Annotated in this window: 18 protein-coding genes and 3 pseudogenes; 9 read left to right on the top strand and 12 right to left on the bottom strand. The window is 62.5% G+C overall.

The genetic code is table 11. The features are described 5' to 3' along the window. Nucleotides 1-9 precede the first annotated feature (9 nt). Complete coding sequence (locus OCX61_RS09775; protein WP_261943596.1) at nucleotides 10-960, bottom strand: PDR/VanB family oxidoreductase; 951 nt, start codon at nucleotides 958-960, stop codon at nucleotides 10-12. A 55-nt stretch (nucleotides 961-1,015) separates the two neighbouring features. Continuing rightward, the gene (locus tag OCX61_RS09770; protein WP_261943595.1) at nucleotides 1,016-2,077 is read right to left on the bottom strand and encodes a Rieske 2Fe-2S domain-containing protein; all 1,062 of its coding nucleotides are present in this window, start codon (nucleotides 2,075-2,077) and stop codon (nucleotides 1,016-1,018) included. Here OCX61_RS09770 and OCX61_RS09765 point away from each other — a divergent pair. After that, nucleotides 2,076-2,249 carry a hypothetical protein gene (locus OCX61_RS09765; protein WP_261943594.1) on the top strand — a complete coding sequence of 58 codons (174 nt, stop codon included), beginning with the start codon at nucleotides 2,076-2,078 and terminating at the stop codon, nucleotides 2,247-2,249. The genes OCX61_RS09770 and OCX61_RS09765 overlap by 2 nt on opposite strands. 272 nt (nucleotides 2,250-2,521) lie before the next feature. On the opposite strand, the gene trbK is transcribed toward OCX61_RS09765, so the two are convergent. Beyond that, nucleotides 2,522-2,701, bottom strand: coding sequence for an entry exclusion lipoprotein TrbK (gene trbK / locus OCX61_RS09760; RefSeq protein WP_085676025.1), 180 nt, complete (start codon nucleotides 2,699-2,701; stop codon nucleotides 2,522-2,524). 147 nt (nucleotides 2,702-2,848) lie between these two features. Here trbK and OCX61_RS09755 point away from each other — a divergent pair, with 147 nt between their 5' ends. Next, on the top strand, nucleotides 2,849-3,619 hold the full coding sequence (locus OCX61_RS09755; RefSeq protein WP_261943593.1) for an SDR family NAD(P)-dependent oxidoreductase: 771 nt from the start codon (nucleotides 2,849-2,851) through the stop codon (nucleotides 3,617-3,619). Nucleotides 3,620-3,621: 2 nt separating this feature from the next. On the opposite strand, the gene OCX61_RS09750 is transcribed toward OCX61_RS09755, so the two are convergent. Beyond that, nucleotides 3,622-4,308: an HD domain-containing protein gene (locus OCX61_RS09750; protein ID WP_261943592.1), complete on the bottom strand. Its 687-nt coding sequence runs from the start codon at nucleotides 4,306-4,308 to the stop codon at nucleotides 3,622-3,624. 213 nt (nucleotides 4,309-4,521) lie between these two features. Between OCX61_RS09750 and OCX61_RS09745 the strand changes: the two genes are divergently transcribed. The 7 genes and pseudogenes from OCX61_RS09745 to OCX61_RS09715 all read left to right on the top strand — a co-directional run bounded on the left by OCX61_RS09745 (nucleotide 4,522) and on the right by OCX61_RS09715 (nucleotide 11,896). Further along, nucleotides 4,522-6,243, top strand: a complete 1,722-nt coding sequence (locus OCX61_RS09745) for an ABC transporter permease (RefSeq protein WP_261943591.1) — start codon at nucleotides 4,522-4,524, stop codon at nucleotides 6,241-6,243. A 9-nt stretch (nucleotides 6,244-6,252) separates the two neighbouring features. After that, complete coding sequence (locus OCX61_RS09740; RefSeq protein WP_261943590.1) at nucleotides 6,253-7,554, top strand: ABC transporter ATP-binding protein; 1,302 nt, start codon at nucleotides 6,253-6,255, stop codon at nucleotides 7,552-7,554. Nucleotides 7,555-7,684: 130 nt separating this feature from the next. Next, a pseudogene (gene gstA / locus OCX61_RS09735) lies at nucleotides 7,685-8,288 on the top strand (glutathione transferase GstA). A 364-nt stretch (nucleotides 8,289-8,652) separates the two neighbouring features. Further along, on the top strand, nucleotides 8,653-9,276 hold the full coding sequence (locus tag OCX61_RS09730; RefSeq protein WP_261943589.1) for an NAD(P)H-dependent oxidoreductase: 624 nt from the start codon (nucleotides 8,653-8,655) through the stop codon (nucleotides 9,274-9,276). Further along, nucleotides 9,273-9,872 carry a TetR/AcrR family transcriptional regulator gene (locus tag OCX61_RS09725; RefSeq protein ID WP_261943588.1) on the top strand — a complete coding sequence of 200 codons (600 nt, stop codon included), beginning with the start codon at nucleotides 9,273-9,275 and terminating at the stop codon, nucleotides 9,870-9,872. Before OCX61_RS09730 ends, OCX61_RS09725 begins: the two co-directional genes overlap by 4 nt. A 169-nt stretch (nucleotides 9,873-10,041) precedes the next feature. Then, nucleotides 10,042-10,959: a DMT family transporter gene (locus tag OCX61_RS09720; RefSeq protein WP_410011099.1), complete on the top strand. Its 918-nt coding sequence runs from the start codon at nucleotides 10,042-10,044 to the stop codon at nucleotides 10,957-10,959. Between the two features lie 166 nt (nucleotides 10,960-11,125). Next, on the top strand, nucleotides 11,126-11,896 hold the full coding sequence (locus OCX61_RS09715) for a class I SAM-dependent methyltransferase (protein WP_261943587.1): 771 nt from the start codon (nucleotides 11,126-11,128) through the stop codon (nucleotides 11,894-11,896). Between the two features lie 111 nt (nucleotides 11,897-12,007). On the opposite strand, the pseudogene OCX61_RS27320 reads toward OCX61_RS09715, so the two are convergent. The 8 genes and pseudogenes from OCX61_RS27320 to OCX61_RS09680 all read right to left on the bottom strand — a co-directional run. Then, nucleotides 12,008-12,529, bottom strand: a pseudogene (locus OCX61_RS27320) (methyl-accepting chemotaxis protein); the annotation flags it as partial. A gap of 390 nt (nucleotides 12,530-12,919) precedes the next feature. Further along, nucleotides 12,920-13,891: pseudogene (locus OCX61_RS27315) on the bottom strand (cache domain-containing protein); the annotation flags it as partial. Nucleotides 13,892-13,995: 104 nt separating this feature from the next. Beyond that, a complete protein-coding gene (locus tag OCX61_RS09705; protein ID WP_261943585.1) occupies nucleotides 13,996-14,715 on the bottom strand; it encodes an ABC transporter ATP-binding protein in 720 nt (239 codons plus the stop codon). Then, nucleotides 14,712-15,512 carry an ABC transporter ATP-binding protein gene (locus tag OCX61_RS09700; RefSeq protein ID WP_261943584.1) on the bottom strand — a complete coding sequence of 267 codons (801 nt, stop codon included), beginning with the start codon at nucleotides 15,510-15,512 and terminating at the stop codon, nucleotides 14,712-14,714. Before OCX61_RS09700 ends, OCX61_RS09705 begins: the two co-directional genes overlap by 4 nt. Continuing rightward, nucleotides 15,509-16,375 (bottom strand): branched-chain amino acid ABC transporter permease, encoded by an 867-nt coding sequence (locus tag OCX61_RS09695; RefSeq protein ID WP_261943583.1) that lies wholly within the window; start codon nucleotides 16,373-16,375, stop codon nucleotides 15,509-15,511. The genes OCX61_RS09700 and OCX61_RS09695 overlap by 4 nt, the downstream gene beginning before the upstream one ends. Then, the gene (locus OCX61_RS09690; RefSeq protein WP_261943582.1) at nucleotides 16,368-17,261 is read right to left on the bottom strand and encodes a branched-chain amino acid ABC transporter permease; all 894 of its coding nucleotides are present in this window, start codon (nucleotides 17,259-17,261) and stop codon (nucleotides 16,368-16,370) included. The genes OCX61_RS09695 and OCX61_RS09690 overlap by 8 nt, the downstream gene beginning before the upstream one ends. 63 nt (nucleotides 17,262-17,324) lie before the next feature. Next, the gene (locus tag OCX61_RS09685) at nucleotides 17,325-18,443 is read right to left on the bottom strand and encodes an ABC transporter substrate-binding protein (RefSeq protein ID WP_261943581.1); all 1,119 of its coding nucleotides are present in this window, start codon (nucleotides 18,441-18,443) and stop codon (nucleotides 17,325-17,327) included. A 192-nt stretch (nucleotides 18,444-18,635) separates the two neighbouring features. Continuing rightward, the gene (locus OCX61_RS09680) at nucleotides 18,636-19,925 is read right to left on the bottom strand and encodes an OprD family porin (RefSeq protein WP_261943580.1); all 1,290 of its coding nucleotides are present in this window, start codon (nucleotides 19,923-19,925) and stop codon (nucleotides 18,636-18,638) included. Nucleotides 19,926-19,948 lie beyond the last annotated feature (23 nt).

Raw genomic sequence — 19,948 nt, 5'->3', positions numbered from 1 at the left:
TCTGCTGGCTTACAGGTCCAGCACCAGCACTGCGGACTTGGCGCGGGAGCAGCATGGGGTGAACTGGTCGTTGGCCGCCTGTTCGTCCTCGGTCAGGTACAGGTCGCGGTGCTCCGGCACCCCGTCCAGCACCCGTGTCAGGCAGGTGCCGCACACCCCTTGCTCGCAGGAAACGGCAATCGACACCCCGTGGCTTTCCAGCACCTGGACCACCGTCTTGTCCGCCGGGATTTCGAACACTTGCCCGGTGCTGCCGAGCCTGACCGAGAACGCACCATCGTTGCCGGTGTCGACCGGTGTGGCGGCGAAGTACTCCCGGTGCAGTTGCGCCTGGGGCCAACCCTGGTCGCGGGCAGTGTCCAGCACATGCTGCATGAACCCGGTCGGGCCGCACACATACAGATGATCATCAGCCCCTGGCCGCGCCAGCACCTGCGCCGCATCCAGACGTGACTCGGGGTTTTCGTCGAAGTGCAGGTGCACCTGGCTGGCGAATGGCGCGCCGGCCAAACGCTCGAGAAACGCCGCCCGCTCGCTTGAGCGCGCGCAGTAGTGCAGTTCGAACAGGTCGCCCTGCAGCCACAGCTGCTCGGCCATGCAGAGTATCGGCGTAATGCCGATACCACCGGCGAACAGCAGGCTGCGCGTGGCACCTGGCACCAGCTCGAAGAGGTTGCGCGGCGCACTGATGCGCAGCCGTTGCCCGGCCTGGACCTGCTCGTGCAGGCAGCGCGAACCACCGCGTGAAGCGGCGTCGTTGAGCACGCCGATCAGGTAGCGGTGGCGTTCCTGGGGGTGGTTGCACAGTGAGTACTGGCGCACCAGCCCACCGGGCAGGTGCACGTCGATATGCGCGCCGGCGCTGAACGCGGGCAAGGGGTTGCCCTGGGCGCAGGTCAATTCGTAGCTGCAGATGCCTTCGGCTTCATGGTTTCGGGAATTAACGACAACTTCAATCATGGTGCACCTTCCGTAGACGGCCACTGCGGTGGCCGTGCGCGACATCGACAGGGGGTTACTGGGCAGTTGCGATCAACTGCGGCGTCACCTGCGCCTGCTCCTCGGCGAGCAGCCGCTCCAGGACCTTGCGCGACTGCACGCCACCGGCGTCGATGTTGAGCTTGAGCAGATTGCGCTGCGGGTTGGCCAGCAGGTTCGCCTGCTGCTGTTCGAGCATGTCGAGGTCTTCGCTGAAGATCTTCCCCTGCCCTTCGCGGATGCTGGCCGTCAAGGCCTTATCCTGTGGGTTGAAGCTGCGCGCCATGCCCCAGAAGTAGTGGATGGAGGTTTCAGTCTCCGGGGTGATGAAGTCGACCACGATGCTCGATGCCTTGTGCTCGGGCGCTGCGTCGTAACCGCCCTTGCCGGCCAGGGCCACGCCCACTTCGATCAGCACGTGGCTGGGCGGGGTAAAACGGCAGATCTGCCAGCGGTCGACCGGCTGATCGTCAGGCAGGTTGTTGCCACGCAAGGCCATGCGCCAGAACGGCGGGGCCATGATGTTCTCCATGTGCCGGGCAGTGACCACCTCATCGCCATTGACCGTGGTCACCGGCGGGGCTTCATCGATCTCTTTCTGGCCGATGCTGGAAGCGTGAACGTAGGTTTCGTGGGTCAAGTCCATGAGGTTGTCGATCATCAGGCGATAGTCGCACTTGATGTGGAACAAGCCGCCGCCGTAGGCCCACTGCTCGTTCTCGGCCCATTCCAGGTGGCAGATGGTGGCGGGATCGGCCTTGTCCTGGTCGCCCGGCCATACCCAGATGAAGCCATGCCGCTCGACGGCGGCGTAGGTCTTGTTGCACGGGAAACCGCGAACGCGCTGGCCGGGCATCGACACGGTCTTGCCGTCACACCCCATCACCAGGCCGTGGTAGCCACAAACCAGCTGGCCATTTTCGACATAGCCCAGGGACAGCGGCGCGCCACGGTGCGGGCAGAAATCCTCGACCGCGTGGACCTGCTTCTCAAGGCCACGGTAGAACACCATTTTTTCGCCACAGATCTGCCGACCCAAGGGCTTCTCGGCAATTTCGTCAGGTGTGCAGGCGACATACCAGGCGTTTTTCGGGTACATGAAGCTCTCCATGGATTTTGTTTTTGTGGATCCATTGAAAGGCATAAATCGATTAAAAGTCAATTCAAATCATTGGATAACCATTTTTGTGGATCCACAAAATGAAAATGGCGTTTTCGAAGGCTTACTCATTGCCAGTCGCGACTCGGCATCGGTAGTGAAAGGCCATTGAACAGGGAGGCCATTGGGGCTGCGCTGTCGCGTAGAGAACTGGGTTCGCAAGCGGTCCGCATACCCTGTGAGAGCGGCTTTAGCCGCGAAGAATCCAACGCGGTGCATGGCACCGGCTGCGCCGGTGTTCGCGGGCAAGCCCGCTCCCACAGGGACCGCGCCAGCTTTTAGAAATTGAGCAAGACAGTAGCTCTCACAGTGTCCCTGCTAATTCAATGCGTGCAGTGCTATGAGAGCGGACCGACGATGGGCCGCAAAACCCTGGCTGCAGCCTCAGGGGGATTGCCGAGGCATGCACTTCTCGACCAGCGTATCCCGGTTGGGATTGTTGGGGAGGGTCTTCAAACGATCGGGCTGGCAGTGTTCATCGGACACCGCGTAGTGGGAAGAATCATCGCCACAGCCCGCCAGCAGGACAGCGATGACAATCACAAGCAGGGGTTTGCGAATCATTTGCTCACTCCATTGAAAGGCGGAGGTTTGGCAAAGAAAGGATTCTTGCCCAAAGCGTAGCGCGTCACAGGCCGAGTTCAATGCCAGACTGACATTGATCCAACAAACGATCGAGCTGATTTTGCCCACTGCCGCGTGAGGTACTGCATGAGCCTGATACCCAACCTGAATGGCCAAGCCAATGTCCTGATAGGCGGCGCAAGCCGAGGCATAGGCTTGGCGCTGTGTACGGCACTGCTGGCCGATGATGAGGTGGCCAGGCTCTGGGCCGTCTCACGCAACGCCAAGGGCAATGAGGCGCTTGCAGAACTCGCCAGCCAACACGGCGAGCGCCTGGTGCTGGTGGATTGCGACGCGCGAGACGAACAAGCGCTCGCGGCACTGGCAGCTGAGCTTAGGCATGCCTGCGACCACCTTCACCTGGTCATCAGCACCTTGGGCATCCTCCAGCAGGACGGCGCCAAGGCGGAAAAATCATTGGCGCAACTGGATCTTGCCGGCCTGCAGGCGAGTTTCGCGAGCAATGCCTTCGCACCGATACTGCTGCTCAAACACCTGTTGCCCTTGCTGCGCAAGGAGCCCGCCACCTTTGCCGCGCTGTCAGCCAGAGTTGGATCGATCGGCGATAACCGCCTGGGCGGTTGGTACAGCTATCGGGCCAGCAAGGCAGCGCTCAATCAGCTGCTGCATACGGCCAGTATCGAGCTGAGGCGGCTGAACCCGGCGGCCACGGTGCTGGCGCTGCATCCCGGGACCACCGACACGCAGCTGTCGCGGCCGTTTCAAGGAAATGTGCCAGCGGGCAAGCTGTTTGACCCTGCGTTCGCGGCGCAATGCGTCATCGAGCAGGTGGGACGGTTGGGGCCCACGGACAGCGGAGGGTTCTGGGCGTGGGACGGGCGAGCGATTGAATGGTGAGATTATCGGCAACCGTCAGCGCACACAGCGTTGCCCTGGCTCGCGCCCACCTCTTCCATGAAATCTGCAAGAAATGCCTCGAGCCGCCCATGGCGCTCGGCAGCCAGCCGAGCTCCTTCGCCGGTTGTGAAACCTGAGGCAAGTTTCAGCAGCTTGGTTTGAAAGTGCTCGATCGCATAGGCCGTATCTCGATACGCCCTGCCCTGCGCACCGGGGTTCTCGAAGTCGTATAACGCCGAGCCCATTCGCCCAGCCGTGTAGAAACACCGGGCAATACCCAACGCACCCAAGGCATCCAGCCTATCACTGTCCTGGAGGATCTTGGCCTCAAGCGTCTCAGGTTCGAAACCGGCCGAGTAGCTGTGGGCCTTGACGGCATGTGCCACCTGCTCGATACGCTGCGCAGACCAACCCACGCCAGCCAGGATCGACGCAGCCTTGTCCGCGGACAGCGTCGATGCCTGGTCACGCAGTGGCGAGTTCTTTTCCACGGCGACGCAGTCATGCAGCACCGTCGCAGCCAGCAGCACCTCCAGATCGCCGCCTTCCACCCGCTGGATCCGCTGCGCGTTGACCCACACGCGATGGATATGGGACAGATCATGGGAGCCGTCTTGCTGGCCAGCCGGCAGGCTTTTCAGCAACGCGGCGGCGAGGGCCTGGAAAGGGGCAAATGTTTCACCAGTCATCTGAAGTGCATTCCATACTTATCAAAAAAGTTACCCATGACCCTCGTGCCTTCACGTGACATTCCATTTCGGACAACCGAACCTTATCCGAACAGCGTGGCTACCTCCATCTGACCGTCCGCTTTCGACACATTGACCTGCCAGCCACGTGAACCATACTGGCTCACGTTGTGGCATCCGCCCATTCCACATCCTGACGATCGAGACCTGTTCATGGCCCGCCTGTTCAACCCGTCGCCAGGCCTGCGTGACGCCGCGCCCAATCGCTGGGACTGGATCCTCCTGCCGCTGGTGCTGGTCTTGCTGGTGCTCGCCGCCTATGGCGCGATGCAGATGAGCCGGCCGTTCGTGGTCGGCGAGGCGCTGCCGATATCCCTCGATCCGGTCAACCTGCCCTATTACCTGATGCGCACCATCCTGCGGATGTTCATCGCGCTGGGCTTCTCGCTGCTGTTCGCCTTTGTGTTCGCCGCGCTGGCGGCCAAGTATCGCGCCGCCGAGAAGGCCATGATCCCACTGCTGGACGTGCTCCAGTCGGTGCCCATCCTGGGCTTCCAGGCCATCGCCATCGCGCCCTTCATTGCGCTGTTTCCGGGCAACCTGCTGGGCGTGGAATGCGCGGCGATCTTCGCCATCTTCACCTCGCAGGCATGGAACATGGCGCTGAGCCTGTACCAGTCGTTCCGCACCGTGCCGCCCGAACTGAACGAGGCCGCGCGGGTCTTCCGCCTCTCGGCCTGGCAACGCTTCTGGCGCCTGGAGCTGCCTTTTGCCATGCCCGGCCTGCTGTGGAACATGATGATGTCGATGTCCGGTGGCTGGTTCTTCCTGGTCGCCGCCGAGGCCATCTCGGTGGCCGGGCAGGACATCAAGCTGCCCGGCATCGGCTCGTACATCGCCGTGGCCATCGACCAGCGCAACCTTGCTGCCATTGCCTGGGCCATCGGCGCGATGCTCACCGGCATCCTGCTTTACGACCAGCTGTTCTTCCGCCCCCTGCTGGCCTGGGCCGACCGCTTCCGCTTCGAAGACACCCAGGGCGACACCGCACAGCGTTCCTGGGTGCTTGACGTGGCCCGTCGCAGCCGTTGGTTGAGCGCCTTCAGTGGGTGGCTGGCGATGGGTTTGCAGAACGCCATGGGCTGGTTTGCCGGGGGCCGCGACGGCACCGTGGCACGGCGCCAGTGGCTGCGCCTGCCCGCCTGGTGGCCGCGGGCCTGGGACCTCATCCTGGTGCTGGCCTGCGCCTTCGCCTTCTTGCGCCTGGGGCTGTTCGTGCATCAGGACGTCGGCTGGGGCGAAGCCCTGCATGTGCTCGGCCTGGGCCTGATCACCCTGTGCCGGGTGATGCTGCTGATCGGCCTTGCTTCGCTGGTGTGGGTGCCGCTGTCGATCTGGATCGGCCTGCGCCCTCGCTACTCGCAGAAGGTCCAGGCGCTGGCGCAGTTTCTTGCCGCCTTCCCGGTCAACCTGCTGTTCCCGCTGGTGGTGTTGCTGCTGGTGCATTTTGAGCTCAGCCCGAACATCTGGCTGAGCCCGCTGATGGTCTTCGGCACGCAGTGGTACATCCTGTTCAACGTGGTCGCAGGCGCGGCCAGCATCCCCTACGAACTGCGCCTGGCCGCCGACAACCTTGGCCTGCGCGGCTGGCTGAAATGGAAGCGCGTGTACCTGCCGGCGGTGTTCCCCAGCTTCGTCACGGGCGCCATCACCGCCAGTGGCGGCTCGTGGAACGCCAGCATCGTCGCCGAGTACGTCAGCTGGGGCGACACCTCACTGGTGGCAGACGGCCTGGGCAGCTACATCAAGCAGATGACCGACGCCGGCGACTTCCACCGCATAGCTTTGGGCATCGGTGTGATGTGTATCTACGTGATGCTGCTGAACCGCTTCTTCTGGCGCCGCCTGTACCTGCTCGCCGAAAGCCGTCGTTGAGGACCTGCCATGAAACCACTGCTGATCGAACTCAAGGGCGTGAGCAAGGCCTTCCAGGCCTCCGACGGCACCCCGCGCACCGTCCTCGAAGGCGTCGACTTCCACCTGCGCGAGCGTGAGATCGTCGCCCTGCTGGGCCGCTCTGGCTCGGGCAAGTCGACCCTGCTGCGGATCATCGCCGGCCTGGTCGGCGCCGACCGCGGTACCGTCAAGTACCATGGCCGGCCGATCCATGGGCCGGTGGGCGGCGTGGCCATGGTCTTCCAGACCTTCGCGCTGTTCCCCTGGCTGACCGTGCAGCAGAACGTCGAGCTCGGCCTGGAAGCCCAGGGCGTGACCCCGGCCGAGCGCGAGCGCCTGGCCGGCGCGGCGCTGGAGCTGATCGGCCTGGCAGGTTTCGGCGGCGCGCTGCCGCGCGAACTGTCCGGCGGCATGCGCCAGCGCGTGGGCATTGCCCGCGCCCTGGTGATGAACCCCGAGGTGCTGCTGATGGACGAGGCCTTCTCGGCGCTCGACGTGCTCACCGGCGAAACCCTGCGCGACGACATGCTCGAGCTCTGGGAAGAGCACCGCATCACCACCCGCAGCATCCTGGTGGTGTCGCACAACATCGAGGAAACGGTGATGATGGCCGACCGCATCCTGATCCTCTCCAGCGACCCGGGCCGGGTGCGCTCGGAGCTGCACATCGACCTGCCGCGCCCGCGCAATGCCGATTCGGCCGAGGTCCGCGCGCTGGTCGACGAGGTCTACGCACTGATGACCCAGCGCCCCGAAGCCATCGCCGCCGCTGGGGCGCCGCCGGCCGTGGAGCTGGGCTACCGGCTGCCCGGCGCCGACATCGCGCGAATGGAAAGCGTGCTCGAACTGATCGCCGGCGAGCCGTTCAACGGCGAGGCCGACCTGCCGCACCTGGCTGAGGAAACCGAGCTGCCCGACGAGGTGCTGTTCCCGATATACGAGGCCCTGGGCCTGCTCGGCTTCGCCCAGGTGATCGAGGGCGACATCCGCCTCACGCGCCAGGGCCGCCACTACGTCGCCGCCCGCCAGGCGCGGCGCCAGGACCTCTTCGCGCGCCAGTGCAAGGGCCGGGTATCGCTGATCGGCTACATCCTCGACAGCCTTCACCTGGAACCCGCCGGCCTGCTGGAAAAGACCGTGCTCGACCGCCTGACCGAATACATGGACGCCGAGGAAGCCGAGCGCGTGCTCAAGGTGGCCATCGAATGGGGGCGCTATGCCGAACTCTATGCGTACGACTTCCACACCCGCCGCTTGACCCTGGCGCGGGAAATGCTGGGTGAGCAATGATTCGGCTGGCAGTCACTTGCCGCTGGTCACTGGCTGGCTTGAGATCCCGCTCAGGTGGCATAACCTGAATGCTGCACAGTGCCTCACCTCGCTGCCGCCCCGCGGCTGACCCACGCAATGGGAGAAGACAATGAAGCTCTTTTATTCGCCAGGTGCCTGTTCACTCTCGCCGCACATCGTACTCAACGAACTGGACCTGCCCTACACCGTCGAGAAAGTCGACCTCAAGACCCACACCACCGCCAGCGGCGCGGATTTCTACACGCTCAATGCCAAGGGCTACGTGCCAGCCCTGCAACTGGATAACGGCGAAGTCCTGACTGAGGGCCCGGCCATCGTCCAGTACCTTGCCGAGCAGAAACCCCAGGCCAACCTGCTGCCAGCGGCGGGCTCGCTGGGGCGCGTGCGGGTGCAGGAATGGCTGAACTTCATCGGCACCGAACTGCACAAGACCCTCGGAGCCCTGTTCAACCCCAGCATCAGCGCAGAGGCCAAGAGCAGGACCCTCGATACCTTCGGCAAACGCCTGGGCTTTGGAGAAGGCCTTGCAAGGCAAGGACTACCTCACCGGCAAGGCCTTCAGCGTGGCCGATGCCTACCTGTTCACCATCGTCAACTGGGCGCCCATGCTGGGCATTGACCTTACGCCCTGGCCGACTGTGGCGCAGTTCCAGAAGCGCGTAGCCAGCCGACCGGCCGTGCAGAAGACCCTGCAGGCTGAAGGACTGATCTGACGCCGCTGGCATCTTCGTCGGGATCATGCCTGGCACAGGAATGATCAGATCGATCTCGGCGAGCTTGATCCATGTGATCCCTGAATCCGCTGGCCATTTCACGTCAGTCATCACAGCGTTCCTCAGCATGCCGTTCACCTGCGTGCTGAGCAACGACGCTTTCCAGTTCGCAATCCTCCCTATCCTGGCCGAGACCGCGGTGGCGCCGATCGCCCCCGCGCCTTGCTCGCAAGGGGGGGAACAACGGGTCAGGCACAGACAGTTCACGCGTAGACAAGTTACCTTTGGTAAGTTACTTTCAGTATATAGAGAGTGGCGCTTGATGGTTAAGCGAGCTACTCGCCTGACACTCGGAGAGCTAACCATGCACAGCGTGATCGTCGTCGCCCATCCCAATCCCCATTCATTGACTCATGCCATTGCCCAGCGCATCGCGCAAAGCATCACCGCTTCGGACTCCCGACACAGCGCGCAAATTGCTGACCTCATTGCCGAGGGTTTCGATCCGCGCTTCAACCTGGCGGATCACGGACTATTTCTCAAGCAGTCTGCCCCGCCCGCTGACGTTGCCGCAGAACAGGAACGACTTGATCGTGCGGACGCCCTGGTCATCGTCTACCCGATCTACTGGTGGTCATTCCCTGCCGTGCTCAAGGGCTGGATCGACCGCGTCTTTGCGCAGGGCTGGGCTTATGAGGAGATGAGCAACGGTAAGTTGGTAAAGAAATTGGGGCACTTGCAGGTGCACTTGGTGGCCATCGGCGGCGCCGATGAAGGCACCTACATGCGACACGGCTATACACCCGCCATGAAGGCCCAGATAGACCACGAGATTTTTGACTACTGTGGCGCAAATGTGCGCAGCTCCTGCCTACTGCTTCCCTCGGATGGTCACTATGCAGAGGCTCATCTGCACACAGCGCACAGGATCGGTGCCAGTATCTTCGCTCCCCAGGAACCAGCCACAGCGGGGCAAACCTGCGCATGACGTCGCCAACTCCCGTACCTTCGCGCCGACGCCTGACCCGGGAAGCCCGTGCACGCCAGTTGCTGGAAGTCTCCTGGGCGTTGATCAACGACGAGGGTACCGATTCTCTCACGCTCGGTCGTCTGGCTGAGGCGGCAGGCGTCACCAAACCGGTGGTCTACGATCACTTCGGAACCCGAAATGGGTTATTGGCTGCACTGTATGAAGACTTCGACATTCGCCAAACCGCCCTCTTCGATCATGCTGTCGCAGCGGCTGAGCCTACGGTGCAGGACAAAGCGAGGGTTTTCGCCAACGCCTATGTCGATTGCGTGATGACACAGGGGCGCGAGATCCAGGGCGTCCTGGCGGCCCTTGGCGGCTCGCCAGAGCTGGTCATCGTCAAACGCCACTACCAAAAGGCCCTGCTCAAGAAATGCGCCGAGATATTTGCGCCTTTCACTGGGCCGGTTGGTGTATCCAACGCCAGCCTCTGGGCGATGTTAGGGGCCGCAGATGCGCTGTCGGATGCTGCGGTATCAGGCGACATCGCTGAGCATGAGGCAAAAGAAGAGTTGCGACTCAGTATCCTGCAGGTGGTTCAACGCAGCGCCTAGAAATCAGTTTCTGCCATGGGCGAAAGGCTCAGGCCAACTCCACTCCGCCGTTCCAGCTCGCCAATATTCACAGCAACAAGATCCTTGACTGTAGAGCAGGCTCTACACATTACCCTGCGCCGATGGGTAGCCATTTTCAGCGACATGCGCTCTGCCCACGCCAAAGACAATGAAAGGGAATATCATCGTGCGATCTCATCTAGGCAAAGGCATCCTGTTTGCGCTCTGCGCCGCATCCTTGAATGCAACCATCGGTGTACTCAGCAAGTTCTTGATCAGCGTGGGTTTCAGCTCGAGCAGCATCGCCTTGATCAAAACCGCTCTCGGCTGCCTGCTGTTGTCAGTTCTCCTGCCATTATTGAAACGACCCGCGTCCCCTGGCAGGTGGCTACCTGCAGCCATTTGTTCGTTTCTCGGAATATTCGTGTTGTTTCACTTTGAAACTGCCGCCTACAGCCATTATGCAGCGGCCGGCGTCGTCATCATTCTGATGGCGAGCGCCTCCATTTCCTCGATTCTATTGGGGCGCATCTTCCTTCACGATCCCATCACAGCCAACACCATGATGGGCGCCGGCTTGACGATTGCCGGGATTACGGTGATTTTTGGCGCCGACCTGCAACAAGGCTTCACGCTGCAAGGCGCGGTACTTGCTGCGATTGGCGGAGGCGGCTATGGGGCCTTTTCGGTTGCCATGAAGCGCATGGGTGTATCGGGAGGGCTGCATTTCACCCGGCAATTGTTGTTCTTTGGCAGCTTCTACCTCCTGATGCCGGCGGCTACCGATGGTTTCGCAGCGGGCGAGCTATCGCCGCTGGCGATCGCCACACTGCTGGCGCTCGCCACGCTGCCGACAATTCTGGGCTTCTTCTGCACCACAAAGGCAATCGAGTATCTCAAACCATCCCAAGTGCAAGCGTTGGAGCTGACAGAGCCACTGTTCGCCGCACTGCTGGCCTTTATAGCGCTCAATGAAATACCGCGAGAAAGCCTGTACGCGGGTGCGGCACTGATCCTCGTTGGCCTGTGTTTCTCTAATGAGCTAATCCGCATAGGCAGCAAAGTATCGCTGCCGTCCACCGAATGAGCCCCCTTGGATAACCTGTAACTCAGCCAGTTGCAGTTTCTCTGGCGATTGATAGCCACTGGTGGGCCTGCCTAGGGTGCAAGCCTACGCAGGAGTGTTTCACCTTCACACCACCGCAAGGTTTCTATAATCCGCTCATCCCCAGCCCTGTCAGGAGCCACCCCGCATGCCTTCCATTCATGACGCAGCCCAGAGCGGATACTCCAGCCAGGCCCATACCTACGCCCAGGGCCGGCCCACATACCCTCAAGCCTTGACCACCTGGCTGCAACAGCGGCTGATGATCGACAGGCAAACCCGCGTGATCGACCTTGGCGCTGGCACCGGCAAATTCACCCGCCAGCTCCTGCCATTGACTGACCGGTTGATGGCCGTCGAGCCCGTCGATGCGATGCGCCGGGAGTTCGCCAAGAGCGTGCCCGGCATCGAGGTGCTGGCCGGCACAGCCCAGGCAATACCCTTGCCCGCGGCCAGCGCCGACGTGGTGCTGTGCGCCCAGGCGTTCCACTGGTTCGCCGACGCCCAGGCACTGGCAGAGATCCACCGGGTGCTCACCCCTGGCGGGCGCCTGGGGCTGGTGTGGAACGTACGGGACGAATCGGTCGATTGGGTCGCGGCGATTACCCGGATCATCACCCCTTACGAAGGCGATACACCGCGCTTTCATACCGGCCAATGGCGCGCCGCGTTCGACGGTTCGGGGTTCTCGGCGCCGGAACCGACCTGCTTCGAGCACACTCACCTCGGCAGCGCCGAAACGGTGATCATGGACCGCTTCCTGTCGGTCAGTTTCATCGCCAGCCTGCCGCCTGCGGACAAGGCCGAGGTTACCCGGCAACTGCGCGAACTGATCCAGACGCATCCTGCGCTGCGGGGCCGGGAAACCATCGCGTTCCCCTATCAGACCCAGGCGTACCTCTGCCATCGACTCGGCTAAGGCTCAGTTCCGTTCGGAACGTCACGCAGCCCAGGTTTCGTGAAGATGACGCCATAGCACGCGCTCGCCTCGCAGGCTGAACAGTGCGGCCACCGACAACCATCGAACGCACTAACGCTGGATGCAGAAGCCTGCCACCATCTGGCGCAATTCACCCGATCTGACATCCATCGTCTTGCAAACGTCCAGCGTCTGCTGTTGGCCCATTTGAACATGCTGATTGAGCGTCGCGATTTCGCCCACTTCGCGACTGATCGACTCGACCACCGCGCGCTGCTGACCCGTGGCGGCGGCAACGGACTGGTTCATTGCATCAATATCGGCCAAACGCTCGATGACCGCCTCAATCCCCCCACAGGCCTGAGCAATGACGTTTACGCTGTGCTCGGCATGCCGATGACTGGCAACCATCGAGGCAATCGACGCTTGGGCGCCGAGCTGAAGCGATTCGATCATGTCATGGATCTCCTGGGCCGACCCCTTACTGCGATGCGCCAGTTGACGAACCTCATCCGCCACTACCGCAAAACCTCGGCCAGACTCCCCTGCTCGCGCAGCTTCAATGGCTGCGTTTAGCGCAAGCAAATTGGTCTGTTGGGCGATGCTGTGGATCACTTCAAGGATACGCCCGATGGCTTCGGTCTGACCGCCCAATTGCTCCATGCTCGCACGGGCGGTTTCAACTTGGGCCGCGAGCGCATCAAGTGCCGTGGAACCATCGCGCAGAATACGCTGGCCCTGCTCGGCCTGCTTGCGCGCCGCAGCACTTTGCAGCGAAACATTGGCGGCGTTACCGGCGATTTCCTCGGCGGCGGCGCCCAATTGCTCAATGGCCGCGGCAACCGTGTCGCTACGCTGCACCAGCTCGCCTGACTGGCGCAGGGTAGCCTGGCTGGCCTGGACCACACTGCGCGCACCGTCATCGACACCGACGCAACCCGTGGCGACCAGCCCGATGGTGCGCTGCATGCGCTCGACGAAAAGGTTGAAGGCCTGGGCCAACTGGGCCAGTTCGTCACGGCCAGTGGCCGGCAGGCGCTGGGTGAGGTCGCCTTCACCGGCGGCAATGTCCTGCATGGCGACGATCATGCGTGACAGCGGCTTCAGCAGCATACGCAGCAACACCCCGAGGGCGAGCATCACCAGCAGCACCGACACCAGCATGGCGATCAAGGCCGAGCCGCTGAAGTCGCGCAACTGCCGGTAGGCCAGATCGCGATCGACCGATAGCCCGATATACCAATCGGCAGCCGGCAGCCCGGCTACCGGGACGAAGGTGTCGAGGCGAACCTGGCCATTGACCTCGTGCTCTTGCAGGTCACGACTGACTTTCAGGGGGTGCGCCGGGTCCAGTTCGTCGAGACGACGGTTGATCAGCTCGGTCTGTGGATGCACCAGGATCTTCCCGGCACCATTGACCAGATAGGCATAGCCCTTTCCTTGCAGATCGACGCTGCCAATGATCTGCACCAAGGTATCGATAGGCATTCCCGCACCCACCGCGCCAAGCAACTCGCCGGCACGCACCACCGGGGCGGCGGCGGCCATGATCATTTCCTGGGTGGCGGCATTGACATAGGGCTCGGTAAGAACGCTGTCGTTGCGCCTCTGCACACGCAGGTACCAATCGCGCTGGCGGGCATCATAACCGGCGGGCATATCCTGCTGCGGGCGAATGCTGAAACTGCCATCGGCGCGCGCCAGGTAGACCATGTTGAAGGTGTTCTTCAGTACATCCTGGTCGAAAGCCTGCTCGACAGAGGCCTCGCTGGTATCTGCGGCCAATCGTTGTGCCAGGCTTTCCACCAGCAGTACTCGCCCGCCAAGCCAGTTGTGAACGCTGTCAGCGGCCAGGGCGCCAACCTCGCGCAGCTGGCTTTGCAGCTCTCGAGCCAGCAGGCGCTTTTGCCAGATGTGGTTGTACAGGGTGAACGAAGCGAAGGCACTGACCACAACCAGTGCAGCGGCCAACAGAATCTTGTGGCTGAATTTCATCATCTAGGCCCTAAAAAGGGCCGCGCAGCAAAAGCTGCGCGACCAGACACACGCTACGCCGTTCGCGGCCCCAGGAGCGCGAGCAAGCGAATACCGACAGAGTCTCAGGCGACCCGGCCGCCCAGGTACAGTTCGCTGACTTGCGGGTCGTGCATCAGCTCCCGGGCATTGCCGGTCAACGCCACACTGCCCATCGACAGCACATAGGCGCGGTCGGAGATGCGCAGCGCCTCCATCGCGTTCTGCTCCACCATCAGGATGGTCACACCTTTCTGGTCGCGGACCTGCTGGATGGCTTCGAACACTTCCAGCAGCACCTTGGGCGACAGGCCCGCCGAGGGCTCGTCGAGCAGCAGCAAGCCAGGCCTGGGCATCAGTGCCCTGGCCAGGGCGAGAATCTGCCGCTCACCACCGGACATGGACGCCGCAGGTGCGTTGAACTTCTTTGCCAGGATCGGGTAGGCCGTGCACAGTTCATCGATACGTCGCAGGTTGTCCTGGGGGCACTGGTAGTGCCCGCCCACCTGGAGGTTTTCGCGGATACTCAGGCTGGCGAACACGTTGTCGGTCTGCGGCACGAAGCCAAGCCGGCAGCGGCGGATCTTCTCGTGCACCGGTACCCGTGACACGTCCTGCCCCTGCAGCAGCACCTGCCCCTTGCGCGGTAGCAGGTAACCGGCAATGGTCTTGAGCAAGGTGCTCTTGCCACAACCATTGGGGCCCAGCAAGGTAACGATCTCCTTCTGTTGGGCATGCAAGGTCATGCCGCGCAGGATGTCCACTTCCACGTTGTAGCCGGCGACGACGTCCTTCACTTCAATCATGGCGCGTTCTCCTCGAGGGCTTGCGGGCTGTGTCGGCCACCCAGGTAGGCCTGGATCACCCGCGCGTTGGAGGCCAGTTTGTCCGGCCTGCAACTGGCGACGATCTCGCCGCGGTCCAGGACCACGCAGCGGCTGCAGACATCGCGGATGAAGTGCATGTCATGCTCGACGATCACCAGCGTCATGCCCTGGGCATTGAGGCGCTTGAGCGCCTCTACCAGGTCACGGCGCAAGTTGGGGTGCACCCCGGCGGTAGGCTCGTCGAGCAGCACCAGCTTGGGCTCGCCCATCAAGGCACAGACTATGCCCAGCAGTTTCTTCTGCCCCCCCGACAGCGCCGACGCAGGCAGATCGCGCACAGGCCTGAGCAGCAGCTCATCGATCAGCCGCTCGGCCTTGGCCCGCGCTTGTTCTTCGGCCCGGCGCAGCGCCGCAAGGCCGAGCAGCGTGGCGAACACACCGTGCTGGCGAGTGCAGGCGGCCATCGCCACTTCAATGACCGACATCTTGGTGGGCATGGAAGGCAGTTGGAAAGTCCGGGCAATACCGTGGTGGACGATTTGGTGGGCCTGCAACCGCTCGATACGCCGCGTTTCAAGCGCAATAGCGCCGCCATCCACCGCTTCAAAACCCGTGATGCAGTTGAGCAAGGTGCTTTTACCGGAGCCGTTGGGCCCAAGCAGGCCGACGATTTCGCCGCGCTGCACGTTGAAACTCACGTCGCGCAGCACCTGGTTGCCGCCAAAGGCCTTGGCCACCGATTGCACGCTGAGCAGGTATTCGCGGGAAGCACTCATGGGATCTTCCTTACTTTTTCAGGGATCAGACCTTCACTGCGCCACATCAGGCAGGCCAGCAGGATCGCGCCGATCAGGCCCAGGCGCAGGGCGCCGGCGAGGTCGGAGTCAAAGCCCAGGTAATCCTTGGCGAACGGCACCAGGCTGTAGGCGGCCTGTACCAGGAACACCCCCAGCAGCACGCCGCACAGGTTGCCCAGGCCACCGATCATCAACATGGTCCAGAGCAGGAACGTTTCGGAAGCGAGCAGGTAGTCGGGGCCGACATAACTCATGAAGTGGGCGTACAGCGAACCGGCGACGGCGGTTAGCGCAGCGCTGGCCATGATCGCCCGTGACTTCAGTGAGGTCAGGTCGTAACCCATGCAGGCGGCCAGTTGCGGTTCTTCGCGCATGAGCCGCAGGGCACGCCCGAAGCGGCCATCGGCGAGGCGCTGGCAGAGCAGCGTGGCAAGGCCCAGCAGCACCAGCATCAGCACCAGAAAGCCGACACCGTCGAAAAGCGCAGGGATCGCGCCGATACCTTGCGCACCACCGGTAAGCCAGCCCTCGTTGGTCGCCACCACGCGCAGGATTTCGGCAACGGCCAGGGTTGCGATACCCCAGTAGTCCGAAGCCAGCTTGCGCCCCAGGCGGGCCACGCATCCGCCCAGTCCCATGGCCAGAAGAACGCCACCGGCCATGCCCAGCCATGGCGAATGGCCCGCCTGGACCGCGATGCCGGTGGCGTAGGCGCCGAGGCCGGCGAAGGCGATGTGGCCGAAATTGAGCAGGCCACCGAAGCCGGCCTGCAGGTTGAGCCCCAATGCCATCAGGCCATAGAGGCTGGCGAAGGTAAGCGCGGAAACCAGGAAATCAAACACGCCGCACCTCCCGGTCGAACAGGCCATAGGGCTTGAACAGCAATGCCAGTAGCAGGATCAGGAACGCAGCGCCACTGATGTACGACACTGGCAGAAAGGCCATTTCCCGGCCCGTCAGCCAACCGAAGTTCAGGTTGGTGACCAGGGTTTCGGTGAAGGCGATCAACAAGGCGCCGGCGACTGCCCCCATGGGGTTGCCAAGGCCTCCGAGGATGGCCGCAGCGAACACTGGCAAGAGCAGGTCATGCCCCAGGTTGATGTGGGCACCGGTGGACAATGCCAGCAGGCCACCACCCAGGCCGGCAATGGCACCACTGGCGAAGGTCACCATCAGGGTGATCCGGGCAGCGTGCAGGCCGCTGGCGTTGGCCAATGCCGGGTTGCCGGCCAGCGCGCGCATCGCTCGCCCCAGACGGCTATGGAACAGTGCCACGGTGAAAGCTGCCAGCAGTGCCGCGGTGGTGGCAAAGAAATACAGCTGGGTACAGGTGATACGCGCATCGCCCAACACGATCGGCGCCGCCAGGGGTAGCTCGAACATCCGCGGGAAGGTACCCGCGCTGCCCTGAAGCGCGGCAACCAGCAGCATGGCGATGGCCAGCGAGCCAATCATGGCGATGGCCGGGCCGCTTTTGAGCAGACGCTGAAACACCAGGCGCTGCAGCACCAGGGTCAGGGCGCCGACCAGCAGTGCGGCAAACAGCAAGGCCAGTGGCAAGGGCACGCCGGCGGCGTCCAGGCCATAGGTCAGGTACGCACCCAGCATGGCGTACTGTACGTGGGCGATATTGGGAAACTTGACCAGGCCATACACCAGGCTCAGGCCGAAGGCGATCAGCGCCAGGTCGGTTGCCCGCAGCAAGGTATCAATGAGGAACTGCAGCATGGAAAACACTCCGCAAGAGCAGGCACAAACCCGCCCGGCAAACCGGGCGGGCGTATCGCGTACTTATCGAGGTACGACCTTGCCGCCGTCATACTTGAGCTTGGCGTAGGGCGGATCGAGGCGCTGGCGGCCATCGTCGAAGGCGACTGTGCCAGTCACGCCGTCATAGCCTTTGCCCACCTCCTTGAGCGCAGCCTGTACTGCGGCCGGCTCGGTGCTGCCGGCCTTTTCGATCGCCTTGGCTGCCATCAGCACGGCGTCATAGGCATAGCCGGTATAGGAAGTTTTCATGCCTTCCTTGTACTTGGCGGCAAAGGCTTCGGCGTAAGCCTTGCCCGTCTGGCCAACGAACGATCCGACCTCCATGCCCAACTGGCCTTGGGCGATGTTGGCCGGCGTGTCCGACAGGCTCATGGACAACAGGATCGCGTACCACGGTTGTTCACGCAGCCCCAACTCCAGTGCCTCGCGGTTGATGACCGCAGACTCCTGCCCGTAGGCGGTATAGATGTACGCGTCCGGTTTGCTGCGGGCGATCTGTTGCAGCTCGCGGCGGTAGGTTGATTGGCCGGCGGTGTACAGCGTCTCGTTGACGATCTTGCCACCGAGCTTTTCGAACTCGGCGCGAAAACCGTGTGCTACCCCCTGGCCGTAGGCATTGTTCGGAGCCAGAACGGCAACGTTACGAAATCCCAGGTCCCAGGCATCTTGGGAAGAAAACTTGTTGCCCTTGTCTTCCAGGCCGATCAGGTTGAACGAGCTACTGCCCAGGTCGCGGATCTTCACGCTGGTGCTGGCGATGTTGATATGCACCACGCCCTCTTTCACCAGATACTGGCCCATCGGAATGCTGATACCCGACGAGTATTCGCCGATCACCACCGGCACCTTGTCAACGCTGACCAGCTTGCGCGCGGCGTTGATGGCGGTAGTGGGGTTGCCGCCGGAATCTTCGACGATGACCTGGAATGGCTTGCCAAGCACACCACCATCGGCGTTGACCCTGTCTTCAGCCAGCTTCACGGCACGGCGTACGTCTTCGCCAACGGTGGCGTTGGGGCCCGTCAGGGAAAGCACGGCGCCCATCTGCACAGCCTCGGCGGCAGACGCAAACGGCGCGGCCATGGCCAGGGTGAAGAACATCGAAGTCGAGATAAGCATGGAGCGGAACTTGAAAGGCATAACTGTCTCCTTGAAATGATCGTGACGGCGTCGCCGTCGCTCACTGCGTCATGCAGCCCCCTGCGCCAGCGGGGTAGAACAGCTCAAGCACCGATGCTCCCTGAGTCGCTTGTGGCAAATCACGGGCGCACCGCTCCGGCCCTCCCGAGGGTTGCGGGAGGAGGAAAAATTCATTGCATCGCTTCGAAGCCCTTACCAGATCGGCAAGGTGTAACTGACGGTCAGGCGGTTGTGATCGATATCGCCCAGCACGTCGCTGCGCAGTACACCGTTGCGCCAGGCAACGCCCACGCCTTTGAATGGTCCGCCCTGCACCACATAGCTCAGTACGATGTCGCGCTCCCACTCTTCACGGTCGGCACCAACGGCAGTCTTGATCTGGTCGCCCTTGAGCCAGGTGACGCTGGCGTTCAGCCCTGGTACGCCAAGCGCGGCGAAGTCGTAGGCATAACCGCCAAGGATGGTGCGCTCACCGGCATAGGTGAAGTTCTGCACCAGGCTGTCGGTGATCAGATAGGTGCTGGTGCCACCTGCGCCCTCGTTGGCCAGGCCGCCCTGGTTCAACTGGGTGAAGATGCTGTCGTCCGACACCTGCTGGTAACCCAGGGTCAAGGCATGACCGCTCAGGGCGTAGGTGAACTTGGCGCTCCAGGTCGAGTTGTCCAGTTCGCCATCGTTGCCGCTGCCGTTGGTCGATGCCAGGTAACCTGCGGTACGGTCGGCATTTTTGCCATCGGAGGTGGTGCGGAAGTAGCGCAGGTCGGTCTTGAGCACGCCGGGGCCCAGTGGCAGGCTGTGCAGCGCACCGAGGAAGTGCTGGTCGTAATAATCTTCGAGGTTGGCGAAGTAATACTGCAGGGTCAGGTCCTTGATGCCCTTGTAGTCGCCCCCGACAAAACGCAGGTGGTTGCTTTGCTGGGTGCCACCCGCGATAGACATGCCGGTGAAGTTGCTCGACATACGCCCCACTACATGCTCGATCTGGCCGCCGGTGAGGGTCAGGTTGTCGATCTCGTTGCTGGTGATCTGCCCCCCTTCGAACAGTTGCGGCAGCAAGCGGCCGTCGTTCGACCAGAGGATCGGCAGCTTCGGCGTGAGGATGCCATAGCGGGCCTCGGTCTTGGACAGGCGCACCTTGCCGGTCAGGCCACCGCGGCTGAAGTTGTCCACGGCCTCGCCGTCACTGTCGGCCGGGAAAATGGAACGCGCACCCGGTGCATCGAGCTTCACGCCCAGGGTGTAGGTAGCATCGGCCCCGAAGCCGACAACCCCTTGGGTAAAACCGGACTGCACGTTGAGCAGGAAGGCCTGGCCCCACTCGTCCTGGGTCTGGGTATCGGTGTCACGGAAATCGTGGTTGAAATAGAAATTGCGTAGCTCGAGCTTTGCCGTGCTGTCTTCGATGAACCCTGCAGCAAGCGCCTGCCCGCCAACACTCCCCATGGCCGCAAGCATGGCCAGATTCAATAGTTTTCTCTTCATGTGAAGCGACTCTCCTTGTTTAT

Source organism: Pseudomonas sp. LRP2-20, assembly GCF_024349685.1.
Lineage (GTDB): Bacteria > Pseudomonadota > Gammaproteobacteria > Pseudomonadales > Pseudomonadaceae > Aquipseudomonas.
The sequence above is the reverse complement of the archived record's forward strand: the minus strand, read 5'-3'. Positions and strand labels throughout refer to the sequence as shown.

Coding starts and splice junctions, on each gene's coding strand:
- trbK (WP_085676025.1), bottom strand. CDS start 2,701: ATGATTCGCAAACCCCTGCTTGTGATTGTCATCGCTGTCCTGCTGGCG.
- OCX61_RS09715 (WP_261943587.1), top strand. CDS start 11,126: ATGCCTTCCATTCATGACGCAGCCCAGAGCGGATACTCCAGCCAGGCC.
- OCX61_RS09740 (WP_261943590.1), top strand. CDS start 6,253: ATGAAACCACTGCTGATCGAACTCAAGGGCGTGAGCAAGGCCTTCCAG.
- OCX61_RS09705 (WP_261943585.1), bottom strand. CDS start 14,715: ATGATTGAAGTGAAGGACGTCGTCGCCGGCTACAACGTGGAAGTGGAC.
- OCX61_RS09720 (WP_410011099.1), top strand. CDS start 10,042: ATGAAAGGGAATATCATCGTGCGATCTCATCTAGGCAAAGGCATCCTG.
- OCX61_RS09750 (WP_261943592.1), bottom strand. CDS start 4,308: ATGACTGGTGAAACATTTGCCCCTTTCCAGGCCCTCGCCGCCGCGTTG.
- OCX61_RS09690 (WP_261943582.1), bottom strand. CDS start 17,261: ATGCTGCAGTTCCTCATTGATACCTTGCTGCGGGCAACCGACCTGGCG.
- OCX61_RS09775 (WP_261943596.1), bottom strand. CDS start 960: ATGATTGAAGTTGTCGTTAATTCCCGAAACCATGAAGCCGAAGGCATC.
- OCX61_RS09755 (WP_261943593.1), top strand. CDS start 2,849: ATGAGCCTGATACCCAACCTGAATGGCCAAGCCAATGTCCTGATAGGC.
- OCX61_RS09770 (WP_261943595.1), bottom strand. CDS start 2,077: ATGTACCCGAAAAACGCCTGGTATGTCGCCTGCACACCTGACGAAATT.
- OCX61_RS09765 (WP_261943594.1), top strand. CDS start 2,076: ATGAAGCTCTCCATGGATTTTGTTTTTGTGGATCCATTGAAAGGCATA.
- OCX61_RS09725 (WP_261943588.1), top strand. CDS start 9,273: ATGACGTCGCCAACTCCCGTACCTTCGCGCCGACGCCTGACCCGGGAA.
- OCX61_RS09745 (WP_261943591.1), top strand. CDS start 4,522: ATGGCCCGCCTGTTCAACCCGTCGCCAGGCCTGCGTGACGCCGCGCCC.
- OCX61_RS09730 (WP_261943589.1), top strand. CDS start 8,653: ATGCACAGCGTGATCGTCGTCGCCCATCCCAATCCCCATTCATTGACT.
- OCX61_RS09700 (WP_261943584.1), bottom strand. CDS start 15,512: ATGAGTGCTTCCCGCGAATACCTGCTCAGCGTGCAATCGGTGGCCAAG.
- OCX61_RS09685 (WP_261943581.1), bottom strand. CDS start 18,443: ATGCCTTTCAAGTTCCGCTCCATGCTTATCTCGACTTCGATGTTCTTC.
- OCX61_RS09680 (WP_261943580.1), bottom strand. CDS start 19,925: ATGAAGAGAAAACTATTGAATCTGGCCATGCTTGCGGCCATGGGGAGT.